This is a genomic window from Rhodococcus sp. BP-349 (assembly GCF_019835845.1).
GTDB lineage: Bacteria > Actinomycetota > Actinomycetes > Mycobacteriales > Mycobacteriaceae > Rhodococcoides.
On sequence record NZ_JABUDR010000003.1, the window covers coordinates 613102 to 629956 of the forward strand.

Consider the following 16855-nt stretch of genomic DNA (forward strand, 5'->3'; position numbering starts at 1 on the left):
CTCAGTCCCGCTCGGGCAGTGGGCGTTCGCTGATCGCGGGCCTGCCCAGCGGGAAGCGCACCCGGCGCTTCGCGGTGGAGTGGACCGCGGCGGTCTCGCGGGCGACGGAGTGCCAGTCGAAGTCGGACGTGAGTCGCGCACGGGCAGCATCGCTCCGGCTGCGCGCGGCGGCGGGGTCGTCGAGCGTGCGCCGCACCGCCGTCGCCAGCGAGCCGACATCGCCGGGGGCGAAGGACATTCCGGTGACGCCGTCGACGACGGCCTCGCCCAGACCCCCCGCGGTGGAGGCGACGAGCGGCGTTCCGGCCGCGGCGCCCTCGAGGGCGATGATGCCGAAAGGCTCGTATCGACTCGGCAGCACCAGCGCGTCCGCCCGGTGCAGATGCCCGAGAACGCCGTCGTGGCCGAGGGATCCGACGAACGTCACCGCTCGGCGTACCCGGTGCACACGCGCCAGTTCGACGAGGTGATCGAGCTGGGTCCCGTCGCCGACGACGGTGAGCGTGGTGCCGGGGTGCGTCCGTCGGATGCGGGGGAGTGCCGAGATCAGATCCTGCACGCCCTTCTCGTACTCCAGCCGCCCCACGAAGAGCAGTGACGGCGCGCCGATGCGGGGTGCGCGGGGCCGGTACGTCCATGTGCGGGTGTCGATGCCGTTGCGGATCACGTGCACCGGGGACGGCAGCGGTCCGAAGAGGCGGAGCACCTCGTCCTGCATGCCTGCGGAACAGGTGATGACGGAATCGGATTCGTGCGCCAACCACCATTCGACCGAGTGCACCTGACGGTTCACGCGGCCGGAGACCCAGCCGCTGTGGCGTCCGGCCTCCGTCGCGTGGATCGTCGACACCAGCGGAACGTCGTAGTACTCGGCGAGTGCGACCGCCGGGTGCGCCACCAGCCAGTCGTGGGCGTGGACGACATCGGGAACCCACCCCTCGCCGACGCCGGGCTTGGAGAGCGCGAGACCGGCGCGCACCATCGCGTGACCCATGGCGAGCGTCCACTCCAGCATGTCGACCCCGAAGGTGAAGTGCGCCGGATCCTCGGCCACGGCGACGACGAGCACGCCCTCGGCGACCGAGCTCACGGTGGGGTGGGTCGACGCGTCGGAACCCGTGGGGCGGCGAGAGAGGACCACCACCTCGTGTCCGGCCGCGGCCAGTTCCACCGCGAGATGGTGGACGTGGCGACCGAGGCCACCGACCACCACCGGCGGGTACTCCCACGAGATCATGAGAATCTTCACGTGCGCACCTCCCGACCCACCGGCTGCAGACGCCGTGCATCGAGGTCCGGGAACAGATCGTCCGCCTGGTTCCATCCGGACGCAAGATCAGCGGCTCGCGCGTGGTGCCCGTGCACGCGTGCGTCGGCTATCTCGCGTACCGCGTGGGCGTGCTTGTGGGCGCGGTCGCGGGCGTACTGCGCGGCCGAGTCCTTGCTCACCATGAACGCCCAGTCGCTCGACACGGTGAGCATCGTCTCGCGCAGGATCTGGTCCGCGACACGGTCCCGCAGACCGTCGGTGGGTGCCGCGTCGACGGCGTCGAGCGCGGTGGCGGTGACCTCGGCGTTGAGATCGACCAGGTCGCGGACGGGATCGCCCGCCCACACCCGCCAGTCCTTCCCGCTGCCCCAGGAGGTGTCCGGGAGGTCGACGGGGTCGCCGACATAGCCGTCCCGCTTCGCGCCCGCGAGTGTCCCGACGCGGATGCCGGCCTCGGGCAGCGCGCGCAGGATGCCGGCCAACCATGCCGGACCCTCGTGCCACCAGTGTCCGAAGAGCTCGGTGTCGAAGGCGGCGACCACCAGTGCCGGGGACCCGGTGCGCGCGTGTTCGGAGCGCAGCCGGCGGCGAACCACGTCGACGAAGTCCTCGACGTGCGTGCGGACGGCGGCTGCGGCGCGCTCCGGGTCGTACGGCGCCTTGTCCGGGCCCGCGACGCTTCTGCCGGTGACCCGGGACGGCTTCAGCCCGGTGTCGTGGTCGTAGGTGTGGAAGTCGCGGTACGCGGAATGACCGGGATAACCGGACTTCGGTGACCACACGCGATAGCTGACCGGGAGATCGCGACCGAACGCGACGACGTGGGTGTCGCCGACCGGACGGCCGCACGTCGTGTCCCCGTGCAGAGCCGGGCCGTCGACCATGAAGTGTCCGACGCCCGCGGCGGCGTAGTCGAGTTCCATCCCTGCGGTGAAGGCGCACTCGGGTGCCCAGATGCCCTCGGTGCCGCGGCCCCACCGGCGTACGGCGTCGGCGCGTCCCTCGCGGAGCGCGAACGTCCGCAGTCGTGGGTCGAGCAGAGGTTGGAACGGGTGCATCGACGGCCCACCGAGTAGTTCGACGGCGCCGGAGTCGGCCAGTTCGCGCAGTCGGGGGGCGCCGCCGTGGCGCCAGCGCGTCTCGAACTCGGTCAGCGCATAGGCCGAGCGACGATGTTCGCGGTGGCCGAGCGCGCGGCGGTCCGGGTCACGGGAGCCGGCGGCTTCGGCGGCGCGGAGCTGCCAGTTGCCGAGCCAGTGATGCATCCCGTCGAGGCTGTACGGATCGTCCAGTTGGGCGGCGAGTACCGGGGTGACGCCGAGGGTCAGCAGATCGGTGCGGCCCTCGTCGGCAAGGGTCCGCAGTTCGCGGACCACGGGCAGGTACGAATCGGCCCACGACTGGTAGAGCCACTCCTCCCCGACGGGCCACCGCCCCTGGTGGGCGAGCCACGGGAGATGGGAGTGCAGGACGAGCGCGAACATGCCCGGTTCGTCGGCCGAGGTCGCGATCGTCACGTGCTGGACGGTTTCCGGGCAACCGCGACGAGATCCAGGCTCTCGTCGATCGCCTCGGCGTGGATGTCGAAGTCGTCGACGGTGATGCCGGCGACGTCGGCGACGAGGGTCGCGGGCCACGGCTCACCGGCGAGCGCGCGGTCGATCTGCGCGTCGATGAACGATCCGCCGTGGGCCGCGTCGAGTTCGCGCAGTCGCTCGCCGTGATGCACACCGGTCATCGAATCGATCTCGAATCCGTTGTCCGACAGCAGTTCCCGCAGTTCGGCAGCTGCGAGCTCGCGGGTGTGGAAAGGGTTCAGCGGGGTGTCGCGGCCGGGGGAGAACGTGATGCGGTTGGGAGTGCTGACGAGGAGGACGCCGCCGGGAACCAGAACCCGGAGGCACTCCCGCAGGAACTCGGCCTGGTCCCACAGATGTTCGATCACCTGGAAGTTGACGACGACGTCGACGCTCTCGCCGCGCAGCGGCAGCATCGCGAGGTTGCCTCGGGTCATGGCGACCGACGGGTACCGGCGAGCGACGTGTTCGGCGGCGCTGCGGTCGTAGTCGAGACCGATCACCCGTGTCGCCGTCCGCGCGATCATGTCGGCGCCGTAGCCCTCGCCGGAGCCCGCCTCGAGCACCACTCGGTCGGCGCAGGCCGGTGCGAGACGGCGGTACACGACCTCGTGCCGACGGAACCAGTAGTTCTCCTCGGCGATGCCGGGCACGGTGCGCTCGCCGGTGAGCGGGAGGGGTGTCTCGGTCGACACGGTCGTGTCGGTCGCGGCGTCGTTCATCCGGGCGACAGTAGTTCCCACCTGCCCGGTCGAGCGACGCCGGTCGGCGGTCCGAGGGGCCCCGGGGGGTGATTTATCGGCGCGACAGGAGTAAGTTACCCATCAGTAACCACGAATGGGGTAACGTCCGTGACACGTCGGTTCCGGGGCTTCGGCCCACCGCGCGCAGCGTGAACTCCGAATACGTTTCGGGCCCCGCGCTACGAGATCAAGACCTGATTCACCGAGACAGGACACAGGAGGTCGACGAAGACCCATGACGAACATCGTCGTACTGATCAAGCAGGTTCCCGACACGTGGTCCGAGCGCAAGCTCTCGGACGGCGACCACACGCTCGACCGCGACGCGGCCGACGCCGTGCTCGACGAGATCAACGAGCGCGCCGTGGAGGAGGCACTCCTGATCAAGGAGCGCGACGGCGGCGAGGTCAAGGTTCTCTCGGCAGGACCCGACCGCGCGACCGAGGCCATCCGCAAGGCCCTCTCCATGGGCGCGGACAGCGCTGTGCACGTCAACGATCCGGCCATGCACGGTTCCGACGCCATCCAGACCGCGTGGGCTCTCGCTGCCGCACTCGGCCAGGTGGAGTTCGAGAACGGTGAGGCCGCGGATCTGGTCATCGCCGGCAACGAGGCGACCGACGGCCGAATCGGCGCGGTCCCCGCCATCATCGCCGAGTACCTCGGCATCCCGCAGCTGACCCAGATGCGCAAGCTGGTCGTCGCCGACGGCAAGGTCAGCGGCGAGCGCGAGACCGACGAGGGCATCTTCGGCCTCGAGGCGGATCTCCCCGCGATCGTCAGCGTCACCGAGAAGATCAACGAGCCGCGCTTCCCGTCCTTCAAGGGCATCATGGCCGCCAAGAAGAAGACGGTGCAGGTCCTCACCCTCGCCGACATCGGCGTCGATCCGGAGACCGTGGGCGTCGCGAACGCGGGCACCACCGTCACCACGGTGACCCCGAAGCCGCCGAAGACCGCTGGTGAGCGCGTGAACGACGAGGGCGACGGCGGAACCAAGGTCGCCGAGTACCTCGTCGCGCAGAAGATCATCTAGATCCCCGTCACCAGCACACATTCGTCTCACTGCAGTACAGGAGAAACACCATGGCAGAGGTACTCGTACTCGTCGAGCACGCAGACGGGGCACTGAAGAAGGTCACCAGCGAGCTCATCACGGCCGCCCGCGTTCTGGGTGAGCCGTCCGCGGTGGTCACGGGAGCGCCGGGAACCACCGACGCGATCGCCGCCGCACTCACCGAGGCCGGCGCCGCGAAGATCTATGTCGCGGAGTCCGCCGACGTCGACGGCTTCCTCGTCACGCCCAAGGTCGACGTGCTGTCGTCCCTGGCCGAGTCGGTCTCGCCCGCCGCGATCCTCACGTCCGGTGGCATCGAGGGCAAGGAGGTGGCGGGTCGTCTCGCCGCTCGCCTCGGTGCCGGACTGCACCAGGACGTCGTGGCGATCAACGCCGACAAGTCCGCCACGTACTCCATCTTCGGTGGCGCGTTCACCGTCGAGGCGAAGACCAACGGCGACGTCCCGGTCATCTCGCTCCGCCCGGGTGCCATCGACGCGGAGCCGCAGGCCGGTGCCGGTGAGCGTGTCGACGTCGAGGTTCCCGCGCAGGAGGAGGCCGTCGTCAAGGTCACCTCGCGTGAGCCCGTCGCCGGCGGCGACCGCCCCGAGCTCACCGAGGCGTCGGTCGTCGTCTCCGGTGGTCGCGGTGTCGGCAGCGCGGACAAGTTCTCCGTCGTCGAGGACCTGGCCGACTCGCTCGGTGCGGCCGTCGGCGCGTCGCGCGCAGCCGTCGACTCGGGCTACTACCCGGGCCAGTTCCAGGTGGGTCAGACGGGCAAGACCGTCTCGCCCCAGTTGTACGTCGCGCTCGGCATCTCCGGTGCGATCCAGCACCGCGCCGGCATGCAGACGTCCAAGACCATCGTCGCCGTCAACAAGGACGAGGAAGCACCGATCTTCGAGATCGCGGACTTCGGCGTCGTGGGCGACCTCTTCGACGTCACGCCTCAGCTCGCCGAGGCAGTGAAGAAGCGCAAGGGCTGATCCCCTCAGCAGTACCCGAGAGTCCCGCTACCGTTCGTCGGTAGCGGGGCTTTCGTCGTTCGTGCACCTTCCGGTCACGTCGTGTTGTGAGTGCCGTCGAGTGGGCTCGATAGATCTATGTGCCATGACATCAGATGTGTGCGACTCGGCACCGACCGTCATCACCCCGTCCTCGGCCGACGAGCACGTGCTCGTCTCCGACAAGCACCACTCACTCGTTCTCGGATCCACCCCGGAACACGTGCTCGCGGCGCAGCGGTTGCGCGCCACCGTGTTCGGCTCGGAAGCGGGGTACGAGTCGACCGCCTTCGACGGCGGCCTCGACGCCGACCGCTTCGACGACCACTGCGATCACCTGCTCGTCGTCGACAACCGCACCGGCGACCGTGTCGGCTGCTACCGCATGCTCACCCCGGACGGTGCGGAGCACGCCGGCGGGTACTACACGGCGACGGAGTTCGACATCAGCGAACTGCGTGCACACGAGTTGCGGACGGTCGAGATGGGTCGTGCGTGCGTCCTGGAGGGCCATCGATCCGGCTCGGTGCTGGCGCTGATGTGGTCCGGGATCCTCCGGTACATCGACCTCGGTGGCTACGACCGGGTGATGGGCTGTGTGTCGGTCCCCATGGCACTCGGCGACGGGGAACCGGACGGTGCGCACGTCAAGGGCGTGTACGACCTCGTCGAGAAGCGGCACCGCTCCGAGGTGCGCGCGTACCCCCGCACCCCCGTGCGCGTCGGCGGTGTCGCCCTCGCCGACATGACGGCGCCCGCCCGCACCTCGGTGCCGGCCCTGATGCGCGGCTATCTGCGCATGGGCGCCTCGATCTGCGGGGAGCCGGCCCACGATCCCGATTTCGGCGTCGCGGACTTCGTCACCCTCCTGCACATGAAGGACGCCAACGTCCGCTATCTCGACCGGCTCCGCTCGGCCGCGGCGACCGCGGAGTCGCACGCGTGACGACACACGCCTGGATGCCCGCCAGCCCGTGCGGGACGGGGTGCCATCCGGCGGTCTCGGCGACCGTGGGCACCGCACGCGTGGTGGTGCGCTGCGTCCTGGTGGCGGTGCTGCTCGCCGTGGTCCCGCTCCTGCTGGCGGGCCGGGTGTTGCCGGCGGGCGGTCGACGCGCCGCCGCACGTGCCGGAGCCAGGGGACTCCTCGGCGCGCTCGGTGTCCGGGTGGCTCTGGACGGCGACCGCACTGCCGAGCCCACCGGCGTCGGAACGCTCGTCGTCGCCAATCACGTGTCCTGGACGGACGTCCTGGTGCTGGCAGCCTGTTTCCCGTGCCGCTTCGTCGCCCGCGCGGACCTCGTGGACTGGCCCGTCCTGGGTCTGCTCGCACGCATCGTGCGGGTCGTCCCCATCGCCCGTGAGCGGCTCCGCTCACTGCCCGGCACCGTCGACGAGGTGACCGAGGCCTTGCGATCGGGAGCCACGGTGGTCGTCTTCCCCGAGGGCACCACCTGGTGCGGAACCGCCTACGGATCGTTCCGTCCCGCCCTGTTCCAGGCGGCCATCGACGCTGGTGCGGTGGTGCGGCCGATCGCGGTCACCTACCGCGACGTCGACCACCGTCCGACGACGGCCACCGCCTTCGTGGGCGACGAGACCATCGGCGAGTCGATGTCGAGGATCCTGCGGCTGAAGGGCGTCCGTGCCGCCGTGCGGGTGTGTGAGGACATCGCGCCCATCGACGATCGTCGACTGCTGGCGCGCAGCGCGGAGTTGGCCGTGCGCCGACACCAGGACGAGACGGCAATTCCGCCCCTGCGCGTCACCCGCACGCGACTGCCGCGCCGGGATCGGCTCGCCCAGCCGGTCCGCCCCGGTGAGTACGCCGGAACCGTCGTGCGGGCGAGCTGACGCACGGCAGTACGGGCGTGCTCGCGCGGGGGAGAGGCGGGGTCCGCGACCGGTTATCCTGGACCACGTCATGCCACAGCCCCCACGTGTGCCCGGAACGCCGGTGTACCTCGATCATGCCGCGACCACTCCGATGGTCCCCGCGGCGATCGAGGCGATGACGGAGATCCATCGGACCGTGGGAAACGCGTCGTCCCTGCACGGATCGGGGCGCACGGCCCGCCGCCGCATCGAGGAGTCGCGGGAGTCCATCGCCGCGGCGCTGGGCGCTCGTCCGTCCGAGGTCATCTTCACCTCCGGCGGCACCGAGAGCGACAATCTGGCGGTCAAGGGCATCTTCTGGGCACGCCGAGCGCGTGATCCTCGTCGCGTCCGCGTGATCACCAGCTCGGTCGAGCATCACGCCGTGCTCGATGCCGTGGAGTGGCTGGAACGTCACGAGGGCGCCGCGGTGTCCTGGTTGCCGGTCGAGGCCGACGGCCGCGTCCTCCCGTCGACGCTGCGCCGAGAACTCGAGCTGCACGCCGACGAGGTCGCCGTCGTGTCGATCATGTGGGCGAACAACGAGGTGGGCACCATCATGGCGATCCGCGAACTCGCTGCCATCGCGGCCGAGTTCGATGTGCCCATGCACAGCGACGCGGTCCAGGTGGCCGGTGTCCGTGAGCTCGACTTCGCGTCCAGTGGTCTCTCCGCGCTGTCCATCGCGGCACACAAGTTCGGCGGACCCCAGGGCGTCGGCGCGCTGCTGCTCGGCCGCTCGGTGCCCTGCGAATCACTGCTGCACGGAGGCGGTCAGGAACGCGACGTCCGGTCCGGGACGCCCGACACGGCAGGTGCGGTGGGCATGGCGGCCGCCCTCGACGTCGCCGTCGCCGGACGGGCCGACACCGAGGCGCGGCTCGTGGCGTTGCGCGAGCGCGTCATCGAGGGTGTCCTCGACGCGGTGCCCGGCGCGTCGGTCAACGGTGCCCGCGGCGCGGACAGACTCCCCGGCAACGTGCACGTCACGTTTCCCGGATGCGAGGGCGATTCACTGTTGATGTTGCTCGACGCCTCCGGGATCGAGTGCTCCACGGGATCCGCGTGCACGGCGGGTGTCGCGCGGGCGAGTCATGTGCTGCTGGCGATGGGCGTCGACGCGGCCGATGCCCGCGGATCACTGCGGTTCTCCTTGGGCCACACCAGCACCGACGCCGATGTCGACGCACTGCTCGAGGTCCTGCCGCGCGTCGTCGAACGTGCGCGGGCCGCCGGCATGGCGTCCAGTTCGAGATGACGAGAACGTCGAGACGAGAAGAGTGGTGACATGAGAGTTCTGGCAGCGATGAGCGGCGGCGTCGATTCCGCCGTGGCGGCGGCGCGTGCCGTCGATGCCGGCCACGAGGTGGTCGGGGTGCACCTGGCGCTGTCCACCGCTCCCGGCGCTCTGCGCACCGGGTCGCGCGGGTGCTGCTCCAAGGAGGACGCCGGGGACGCGCGCCGCGCCGCGGACGTGCTCGGGATCCCGTTCTATGTCTGGGATTTCGCGGATCGGTTCAAGGAGGACGTGATCGACGACTTCGTCGCGTCCTACGCCGCAGGCGAGACCCCGAACCCGTGCCTGCGCTGCAACGAGAAGATCAAGTTCGCGGCGCTCGCCGATCGGGCCGAGGCGCTCGGTTTCGACGCGGTCGCCACCGGCCACTACGCCCGGCTCGAGGACGGCGTGCTGCGTCGTGCGGTCGATGCCGACAAGGACCAGTCGTACGTGCTGGGCGTCCTCACCGCGCGCCAGCTGTCCCGTGCCCTGTTCCCGATCGGGGACACCCCGAAGGCGGAGGTGCGTGACGAGGCCGCCCGCCGCGGTCTCGCCGTCGCGGACAAGCCCGACAGTCACGACATCTGCTTCATCCCGTCCGGCGACACCCGGGCGTTCCTCGGCGCCCGCATCGGCGTGCGCCCCGGATCGGTGGTCGACGCGGACTCCGGCGCGGTGCTCGCCGAGCACGACGGTGTGCACGGGTTCACCGTCGGCCAGCGCAAGGGCCTGGGCGTCGAGGGACCGGCCGCCGACGGCAAGCCGCGGTACGTCACCTCCATCGAGCCCGAGACCGGGACCGTTCGGGTCGGCTCGGCGAGCCGCCTCGACGTGTACGGCATCGATGCGAGCACACCCGTCTGGACGTCCGGCACGGCGCCCGAGGGTGACGTGGACTGCGTCGTCCAGGTCCGGGCACACGGCGGACTCGCGGACGCCGTCGCTCGTGTCGACGGCGACACCCTGCGCATCGGTCTGCGGTCCCCGCTCACCGGAGTCGCCCGTGGTCAGGCGGCCGTGCTGTACCGCCCCGACCCGGCAGGCGACATCGTGGTCGGCAGCGGCACCATCGCGGGAACCTCCGCCGAGTCGCCACTCACCGCGTCCGCTCGCCCGTGACGGATCTTGCTGCCGCTCTGGCAGGCGTGGCGACGGGTATCGGCTCGTGGCCGGGAACGGACATCGCGAACGCCGTCACGACGGTGATCGGCGAGCTCCCCGACCTGCCGCACGTCGTGGAACTCCCGGCGCGAGGTCTCGGCGCCGACATGATCGGGCGCACCGGCGTGCTGCTGGTCGACATCGAGATCGATGCGGCCACCAGCGGATACCGCGTGAGCCGACGGCCGAGTACGACGAGCCGCCGGGCCCGCGACTTCCTGACGGAGGACCTCGACGTTCTCGAGGAGCAGTGGGAACTGGCCGGGCTGCGCGGATCCGGCCGCGCCGTCAAGGTGCAGGCCGCGGGCCCGCTGACGATGGCCGCGGACATCGAGCTGGCGTTCGGTCACCGCGCCTTGACCGACCGCGGTGCGGTGCGCGACATCGCCGGGTCGTTGGCCGAGGGAGTGGCCGCGCACGCCGACGAGGTCGCGAGGCGGCTCGGCGCCGAGGTGGTCGTCCAGTTCGACGAACCTCGCATCGCGGCCGTGCTGGCCGGTCGCCTGCAGGGCGTGACGAGCCTCGAGCAGATCGCCGCGGTGCCGGCGCCGGAGGTGGCCGACCTGCTGGGCTCGGTGGTGCAGCGGGTGAACCGACCCGTGATCGTGCACACGTGCTCCGCCGACGTCCCGTTCGAGGTCTTCGGACGCAGCGGGGTGCACGGCGTCTCGTTCGATCTGTCCCTGCTGTCCACGTCGCGGTACGACGCCGTCGGCGATTACCTGGAGAGCGGCGGTGTCGCCGTCCTGGGGGTGGTGCCGGGAACAGACCCGGAGAGGTACCCGGCGTGGCGCGAGAGTGCGGCGCCCGCAGTGGAACTGATGGACCGTCTGGGCTTCCCGCGGCGGTACCTCGCGGAGCGGGTCGCCGTCTCGCCCACGTGTGGGTTGTCCGGCGCGAGCCTGCCGTGGGCCCGGCACGCTCTGACGGTGCTGCGCGACGTCCGCGCTGCCTTCACCGAAGATCCCGACGCGCTGTGACACCGGCCTTCGTCACCGGGAACGGTGTCGGAGCGCTCCGATAGTCTGCGATCGTGGACGAGATCGAGACACCGCCGGACCTGGTCCCGGCCTCACCCGAGCAGAAGCAGGAGTGGGACGCGCTGGCCGAGGAGGTCCGTGGTCACCAGTTCCGGTACTACGTCCGGGACGCGCCGATCATCTCGGACGGGCAGTTCGACGACCTGTTGAAGCGCCTGCAGGCGATGGAGGAGGAGCATCCGGATCTCCGGACGCCCGACTCGCCGACGCAGCTCGTCGGTGGCGGCTTCGAGACGGATTTCACGGCGGTCGACCACCTCGAGCGAATGCTGTCCCTGGACAACGTGTTCGACGCGGACGAGCTGCGTGCCTGGGCGCGCAGGGTCGAGGCCGAGGCGGGGGAGAACCTGCACTACCTCTGCGAGGTCAAGATCGACGGCGTCGCGCTCAATCTCGTGTACGAGAACGGCCGACTGGTGCGCGCCGCCACCCGCGGTGACGGACGCACCGGGGAGGACGTGACACTCAACGCGCGCACCATCGACGACATCCCCGAGGTGCTGACCCCGTCGGACGAGTTCCCGGTCCCGACGCTGCTCGAGGTGCGGGGCGAGGTGTTCTTCCGGCTCGAGGACTTCCAGGCGCTCAACGCCTCTCTCGTCGAGCAGGGCAAGCCGCCGTTCGCCAACCCGCGCAACTCCGCCGCGGGGTCGCTGCGGCAGAAGAACCCCGCGGTCACCTCGCGGCGGCGGCTCGGCATGATCTGTCACGGGTTCGGCCGGATGGAGGGCTTCGCCCCCGCCGCCCAGTCCGTCGCGTACGAAGCGCTGGCCGCCTGGGGTCTGCCGGTCTCGACTCACACCGCACTGGTGCAGGGCGTCGACGCGGTGGTCGAACGCATGGAGTACTGGGGCGAGAACCGGCACTCGGTCGAGCACGAGATCGACGGCCTCGTGGTGAAGGTCGACGAGATGGCGTTGCACCGCCGACTCGGTTCCACGTCCCGAGCGCCGCGGTGGGCCATCGCCTTCAAGTATCCGCCGGAGGAGGCCACCACGACATTGGTCAACATCGAGGTGAGTGTCGGGCGCACCGGGCGAGTGACACCGTTCGCGTTCATGGAGCCGGTGCTCGTGGCGGGGTCGACGGTGTCGCGTGCGACCTTGCACAACGCGTCCGAGGTCGTGCGCAAGGGTGTGTTGATCGGTGACACCGTGGTCATCCGCAAGGCGGGCGAGGTGATCCCGGAGGTGCTCGGTCCGGTGGTCGACGCACGCACCGGGGACGAGCGGGAATTCGTCATGCCGACGCACTGCCCCGAGTGCGGAACCGAACTCGCACCGACCAAGGAAGCGGATGCTGACATCCGCTGCCCCAATTCGGAATGGTGCCCCGCCCAGAGGCGTGAGCGGGTCTTCTTCATCGCAGGGCGCAACGTGTTCGACATCGAGGCGCTCGGGTACGAAGCGGCGACGGCGCTTCTCAAAGCTGACGTCATCCAGAACGAGGGTGACCTCTTCATTCTCACCGAGGACGATCTCACCAAGACGGAGATCTTCCGGACCAAAGCTGGTCACCTGTCCGCCAATGGTCGTCGTCTGCTCGACAACCTCGAACGCGCGAAGATCAAGCCGCTGTGGCGTGTTCTGGTCGCGCTCTCCATTCGCCACGTCGGTCCTTCCGCCGCCCGCGCCCTCGCCGCTCGCTTCGGGTCGCTCGAGGCCATCCGGGCGGCGACGGAGGAGGAACTGGCCGCCGCCGACGGGGTGGGCCCCACCATCGCCCGCGCAGTCGTCGAGTGGTTCGACGTCGGCTGGCACCGTGCCATCGTGGAGAAGTGGTCGGCAGCGGGCGTGCGCATGGAGGACGAGCGCGACGAGAGCATCGAGCGCACGCTCGACGGTCTGTCGATCGTCGTCACCGGATCGCTCGCCACGTTCACTCGTGACGACGCGAAGGAGGCGATCCTGGCCCGCGGCGGAAAGGCGGCCTCGTCGGTGTCGAAGAAGACGGCGTTCGTGGTCGTCGGCGACGCGCCCGGATCGAAGCACGACAAGGCGCTCGAACTGGGTGTTCCCGTGCTCGACGAGGACGGGTTCCGCACGCTGCTCGGCGAGGGGCCCGACGCGGCCCGCGCGCTGGTCGCCGGGGCAGACTCAGCCGAGGACGGTGGCGACGATGCCGGCCAGGTAGCCGAGCCGGGCGATCTCTGACGGTCGGAAGTCCGGTCCGCCGGGTCGTCCCAGCACCAGCACGGTGCCCGACGATCCGAGCGGCGCCGCGGCCAGTGTGGTGTCCATGTCCTTCCACGACTGCGGAACCCATGCTCCGGTCGGGTCGAGGACGGCCGGCTTCTCGAGGGGCATCCACGGCATGTCGTCGGCCCGCGACTCGGGCGCCCCGGAGCTGCCGACGATGACGGCCGGACCGTGATTCGACATGCCCACCACGGTGCTCCACCCGACACGCAGCACTCGCGGCGCACCGTCCACGAGCACCTGCAGACGGTCGTCGTGGGCCGTGGCCACGCGATCGATGAGCTCGAGTTCGCGGTGTGTGTCGAGGATGCCGGCGTAGGGACGGATCGAGTCCACGCGGACGTCGGCGAGTTTCTCGGCAGCGGTGATGAGCGTGTCGGGGAGCGCGCCCGGCGCGACGTCCACCACCAGATCGTCCACCGCGAATCCGGCTCCGCGTTCGATGACGTCGAGGGACAGGATGTCGGCCCCCACCGAGCCCAGGGCGACGGCGAGCGACCCGAGACTGCCCGGACGGTCGGGCAACCGGACCCGCAGGAGATACGACACGCCGACATCCTCGCACTCGACGCCGTCTCCATCGAGTCGCACGCGGCCCGCAGGAAGGCGGAGGACGGCCGCGCGCGTCGCCTCTCGGCGCGACGCGAGGCCGTGACGGTGAGGTGCTCGCCACGAACTAGGCTGCTCGGCATGCGTTACGAATCGAAGGGGGCCTGACGGACGTGTCTGCCATATCCCGCGACGAGGTCGCCCACCTCGCACGACTGTCCCGGCTCGCGCTCGAGGAGCACGAACTCGATGCGTTCGCCGGTCAGCTCGACGCCATTCTGGGCCACGTGAAGGCGGTGTCGGAGGTCGACGTCTCGGACGTCGACGCCACCGCGAGTCCGCTTGCTGTGACCAACGTCACCCGACCTGACGTCATCGTCCCGGGCCTCGGCCCGGACAGCGCCCTGGCCGAGGCGCCCGCGTCCGAACAGAGCCGCTTCGCGGTGCCGCGCATCCTGGGAGAAGAGTGATGACCGCCGCCGAGCAGACCGATCTGATCCGGTCCACCGCGTCCGACCTGGCCGCGAAGATCCGTACCCGCGAGGTCTCCGCCGTGGAGGTCACTCGCGCCCACCTCGATCGCATCGCCGAGGTCGACGGAACGCTGCACGCCTTCCTGCACGTCGCGGGGGACGAGGCGATCGCCGCCGCCCAGCGCGTCGACGACGCGTTGGACGCGGGTGAGACGCCTGCGTCGGAGTTGGCCGGCGTCCCGTTGGCGCTGAAGGACGTGTTCACCACCACGGACATGCCCACCACTGCCGGCTCGAAGATCCTCGAGGGATGGGTCTCGCCGTACGACGCCACGGTCACCGCGCGGCTGCGTGCCGCAGGAATTCCGTTGCTGGGCAAGACCAACATGGACGAGTTCGCGATGGGCTCGTCCACCGAGAACAGTGCGTACGGACCCACCCTGAACCCGTGGGACACCACTCGGGTGCCGGGTGGATCGGGCGGCGGTTCGGCCGCGGCGCTCGCGTCGTTCCAGGCACCGTTGGCCATCGGCACCGATACCGGTGGCTCGATCCGGCAACCGGCCGCCGTCACAGGCACCGTCGGGTGCAAGCCGACGTACGGCGGCGTGTCCCGGTACGGGCTCATCGCCTGCGCCTCCTCCCTGGATCAGGGCGGTCCCTGCGGGCGAACGGTGCTCGACACCGCGCTGCTGCACCAGGTCATCGCCGGACACGACCCCCGCGACTCGACGTCGGTCGACGCGGCGGTGCCGGACGTCGTCGCGGCCGCGCGCCGCGGCGCGGGCGGGGATCTGACCGGTGTGCGCGTCGGCGTCGTCAAGGAACTGCACTCGGACGCTTATCAGCCCGGGGTCATCTCCTCCTTCGATGCCGCCGTCGAGGTGCTCACCTCGCTGGGCGCCGAGGTGGTGGAGGTGTCGTGCCCCAACTTCGATCATGCCCTCGCCGCGTACTACCTCATCCTCCCGTCGGAGGTGTCGTCCAACCTCGCTCGCTTCGATGCCATGCGCTACGGGCTGCGGGTCGGTGACGACGGAACGCACAGTGCCGATCAGGTCATGGCGATGTCGCGTGCCGCCGGGTTCGGCCCGGAGGTCAAGCGGCGCATCATGATCGGGACGTACGCGCTGTCCGCGGGCTACTACGACGCGTACTACGGCCAGGCTCTGAAAATCCGGACGCTCATCGCTCGCGACTTCGATCGTGCCTACGAGAAGGTGGACGTCCTGGTGTCGCCCACAACGCCGTCGACGGCGTTCGCGCTGGGCGAGAAGGTCGACGACCCCATCGCCATGTACCTGTACGACCTCTGCACTCTGCCGACCAACCTGGCCGGTCACCCGGCCATGTCGGTGCCGTCCGGTCTTGCGGACGGTCTCCCGGTCGGGCTGCAGATCATGGCTCCGGCGATGGCGGACGATCGCCTCTACCGGGTCGGTGCGGCGTACGAAGCCGCACGGGGAGAGTTTCCCCAGCCGTCCGCGATCTGATCCGACCGTGCCTCCGCGCGCCGGAGGTAGCAAGATGGTGACGAGCATCGTGCGCGGCGACCCCGCGTCGACACCCGCGAACGAGAGGCACCGACCCATGCGTATCGGAGTACTGACCGGCGGCGGCGACTGCCCGGGACTCAACGCGGTCATCAGGGCCGTCGTACGCACGGCCGACGCCCGCTACGGATCTTCCGTGGTCGGCTTCCTCGACGGGTGGCGCGGCCTGCTCGAGGACCGTCGTATCCAGCTGCGCAACGACGATCGCAACGATCGACTGCTCACCAAGGGCGGCACCATCCTGGGGACCGCACGCGTCAATCCCGAGAAGCTGCGGGCGGGGCTCGACCAGATCAAGCAGACGATGGACGACAACGGCATCGACGTGCTCATCCCCATCGGGGGTGAGGGCACGTTGACCGCCGGACACTGGCTGTCCCAGGAGGGCGTGCCGGTCATCGGGGTTCCCAAGACCATCGACAACGACATCGACTGCACCGACGTCACGTTCGGTTTCGACACCGCCCTCACCATCGCCACCGACGCGATCGACCGGCTGCACAGCACCGCCGAGTCGCACCAGCGCGTCATGCTCGTCGAGGTGATGGGGCGGCACGCCGGCTGGATCGCGCTGCATTCGGGCCTCGCGTCCGGCGCGCACATGACACTGATCCCCGAGCAGCCCTTCGACGTCCAGGAGGTGTGCGATCTGGTGAAGAAGCGGTTTCAGCGCGGGGACTCCCACTTCATCTGCGTCGTCGCCGAGGGAGCGACGCCCAAGGAGGGGTCGATGGAGATCCGCGACGGAGGAATCGACGAGTTCGGCCACGTCCGGTTCACCGGTGTCGCACAGCAATTGGGCGTCGAGATCGAACGCCGCATCAACAAGGAGGTCCGCACCACGGTGCTGGGCCACGTGCAGCGCGGCGGCAAGCCCACGCCGTACGACCGCGTCCTCGCCACCCGTTTCGGCGTCAACGCCGTCGACGCCGTGCACGCGGGGGAGAAGGGCAAGATGGTCTCCCTCCAGGGCGCCGAGATCGGCCTGGTGGACCTCGAGGAGGCCGTCCGCCAGCTCAAGCGGGTTCCCGAGAGTCGCTACCTGGACGCGGCCGCCTTCTTCGGCTGACACCGAG

15 protein-coding genes are annotated in these 16855 nt (G+C 70.0%); 11 read left to right on the forward strand and 4 right to left on the reverse strand.

Translation table 11 applies throughout. The features are described from left to right. Position 1 precedes the first annotated feature (1 nt). From HQ325_RS19270 to HQ325_RS19280, 3 genes are read right to left on the reverse strand one after another with little or no spacing between them, the layout of a single operon-like run. On the reverse strand, positions 2-1249 hold the full coding sequence (locus tag HQ325_RS19270; RefSeq protein ID WP_222631817.1) for a glycosyltransferase family 4 protein: 1248 nt from the start codon (positions 1247-1249) through the stop codon (positions 2-4). After that, positions 1246-2754, reverse strand: coding sequence for a glycoside hydrolase family 57 protein (locus tag HQ325_RS19275; protein WP_222632599.1), 1509 nt, complete (start codon positions 2752-2754; stop codon positions 1246-1248). Before HQ325_RS19275 ends, HQ325_RS19270 begins: the two co-directional genes overlap by 4 nt. A 29-nt stretch (positions 2755-2783) precedes the next feature. After that, complete coding sequence (locus tag HQ325_RS19280) at positions 2784-3569, reverse strand: bifunctional 2-polyprenyl-6-hydroxyphenol methylase/3-demethylubiquinol 3-O-methyltransferase UbiG (RefSeq protein WP_222631819.1); 786 nt, start codon at positions 3567-3569, stop codon at positions 2784-2786. Between the two features lie 256 nt (positions 3570-3825). Here HQ325_RS19280 and HQ325_RS19285 point away from each other — a divergent pair, with 256 nt between their 5' ends. The 8 genes from HQ325_RS19285 to ligA all read left to right on the forward strand — a co-directional run bounded on the left by HQ325_RS19285 (position 3826) and on the right by ligA (position 13159). Then, positions 3826-4626, forward strand: coding sequence for an electron transfer flavoprotein subunit beta/FixA family protein (locus HQ325_RS19285; RefSeq protein ID WP_222631821.1), 801 nt, complete (start codon positions 3826-3828; stop codon positions 4624-4626). Between the two features lie 50 nt (positions 4627-4676). Further along, positions 4677-5633: an electron transfer flavoprotein subunit alpha/FixB family protein gene (locus tag HQ325_RS19290; RefSeq protein ID WP_027507028.1), complete on the forward strand. Its 957-nt coding sequence runs from the start codon at positions 4677-4679 to the stop codon at positions 5631-5633. A gap of 124 nt (positions 5634-5757) precedes the next feature. Beyond that, complete coding sequence (locus HQ325_RS19295) at positions 5758-6597, forward strand: GNAT family N-acetyltransferase (protein WP_222631823.1); 840 nt, start codon at positions 5758-5760, stop codon at positions 6595-6597. Beyond that, positions 6594-7505, forward strand: a complete 912-nt coding sequence (locus tag HQ325_RS19300; protein ID WP_222631825.1) for a lysophospholipid acyltransferase family protein — start codon at positions 6594-6596, stop codon at positions 7503-7505. Before HQ325_RS19295 ends, HQ325_RS19300 begins: the two co-directional genes overlap by 4 nt. Before the next feature lie 70 nt (positions 7506-7575). Further along, on the forward strand, positions 7576-8784 hold the full coding sequence (locus HQ325_RS19305; RefSeq protein ID WP_222631826.1) for a cysteine desulfurase family protein: 1209 nt from the start codon (positions 7576-7578) through the stop codon (positions 8782-8784). Positions 8785-8814: 30 nt separating this feature from the next. Beyond that, on the forward strand, positions 8815-9924 hold the full coding sequence (gene mnmA / locus HQ325_RS19310; RefSeq protein WP_222631828.1) for a tRNA 2-thiouridine(34) synthase MnmA: 1110 nt from the start codon (positions 8815-8817) through the stop codon (positions 9922-9924). After that, complete coding sequence (locus HQ325_RS19315) at positions 9921-10946, forward strand: methionine synthase (RefSeq protein WP_222631830.1); 1026 nt, start codon at positions 9921-9923, stop codon at positions 10944-10946. The genes mnmA and HQ325_RS19315 overlap by 4 nt, the downstream gene beginning before the upstream one ends. Positions 10947-11008: 62 nt before the next feature. Next, on the forward strand, positions 11009-13159 hold the full coding sequence (gene ligA, locus HQ325_RS19320) for an NAD-dependent DNA ligase LigA (protein ID WP_222632601.1): 2151 nt from the start codon (positions 11009-11011) through the stop codon (positions 13157-13159). Here the strand turns inward: ligA and HQ325_RS19325 are convergent. Next, positions 13103-13753, reverse strand: coding sequence for an amino acid-binding protein (locus HQ325_RS19325; RefSeq protein WP_222631832.1), 651 nt, complete (start codon positions 13751-13753; stop codon positions 13103-13105). The two genes, ligA and HQ325_RS19325, sit on opposite strands and share 57 nt — an antisense overlap. A gap of 173 nt (positions 13754-13926) precedes the next feature. Between HQ325_RS19325 and gatC the strand changes: the two genes are divergently transcribed. The 3 genes from gatC to HQ325_RS19340 all read left to right on the forward strand — a co-directional run bounded on the left by gatC (position 13927) and on the right by HQ325_RS19340 (position 16848). Next, entirely contained in the window at positions 13927-14223 is a 297-nt protein-coding gene (gene gatC / locus HQ325_RS19330) for an Asp-tRNA(Asn)/Glu-tRNA(Gln) amidotransferase subunit GatC (protein ID WP_027507021.1), read from the forward strand. Next, positions 14223-15719, forward strand: coding sequence for an Asp-tRNA(Asn)/Glu-tRNA(Gln) amidotransferase subunit GatA (gene gatA, locus HQ325_RS19335; protein ID WP_037187049.1), 1497 nt, complete (start codon positions 14223-14225; stop codon positions 15717-15719). The genes gatC and gatA overlap by 1 nt, the downstream gene beginning before the upstream one ends. Positions 15720-15816: 97 nt before the next feature. Continuing rightward, positions 15817-16848, forward strand: a complete 1032-nt coding sequence (locus HQ325_RS19340) for an ATP-dependent 6-phosphofructokinase (RefSeq protein ID WP_027507019.1) — start codon at positions 15817-15819, stop codon at positions 16846-16848. Positions 16849-16855: the final 7 nt, after the last annotated feature.

What these genes read in the sequence shown, in the direction of transcription:
- HQ325_RS19290 (WP_027507028.1), top strand. Translation starts at nt 4,677, where the DNA reads ATGGCAGAGGTACTCGTACTCGTCGAGCACGCAGACGGGGCACTGAAG.
- HQ325_RS19295 (WP_222631823.1), top strand. Translation starts at nt 5,758, where the DNA reads ATGACATCAGATGTGTGCGACTCGGCACCGACCGTCATCACCCCGTCC.
- gatA (WP_037187049.1), top strand. Translation starts at nt 14,223, where the DNA reads ATGACCGCCGCCGAGCAGACCGATCTGATCCGGTCCACCGCGTCCGAC.
- HQ325_RS19340 (WP_027507019.1), top strand. Translation starts at nt 15,817, where the DNA reads ATGCGTATCGGAGTACTGACCGGCGGCGGCGACTGCCCGGGACTCAAC.
- HQ325_RS19285 (WP_222631821.1), top strand. Translation starts at nt 3,826, where the DNA reads ATGACGAACATCGTCGTACTGATCAAGCAGGTTCCCGACACGTGGTCC.
- HQ325_RS19275 (WP_222632599.1), bottom strand. Translation starts at nt 2,754, where the DNA reads ATGTTCGCGCTCGTCCTGCACTCCCATCTCCCGTGGCTCGCCCACCAG.
- HQ325_RS19305 (WP_222631826.1), top strand. Translation starts at nt 7,576, where the DNA reads ATGCCACAGCCCCCACGTGTGCCCGGAACGCCGGTGTACCTCGATCAT.
- HQ325_RS19280 (WP_222631819.1), bottom strand. Translation starts at nt 3,569, where the DNA reads ATGAACGACGCCGCGACCGACACGACCGTGTCGACCGAGACACCCCTC.
- mnmA (WP_222631828.1), top strand. Translation starts at nt 8,815, where the DNA reads ATGAGAGTTCTGGCAGCGATGAGCGGCGGCGTCGATTCCGCCGTGGCG.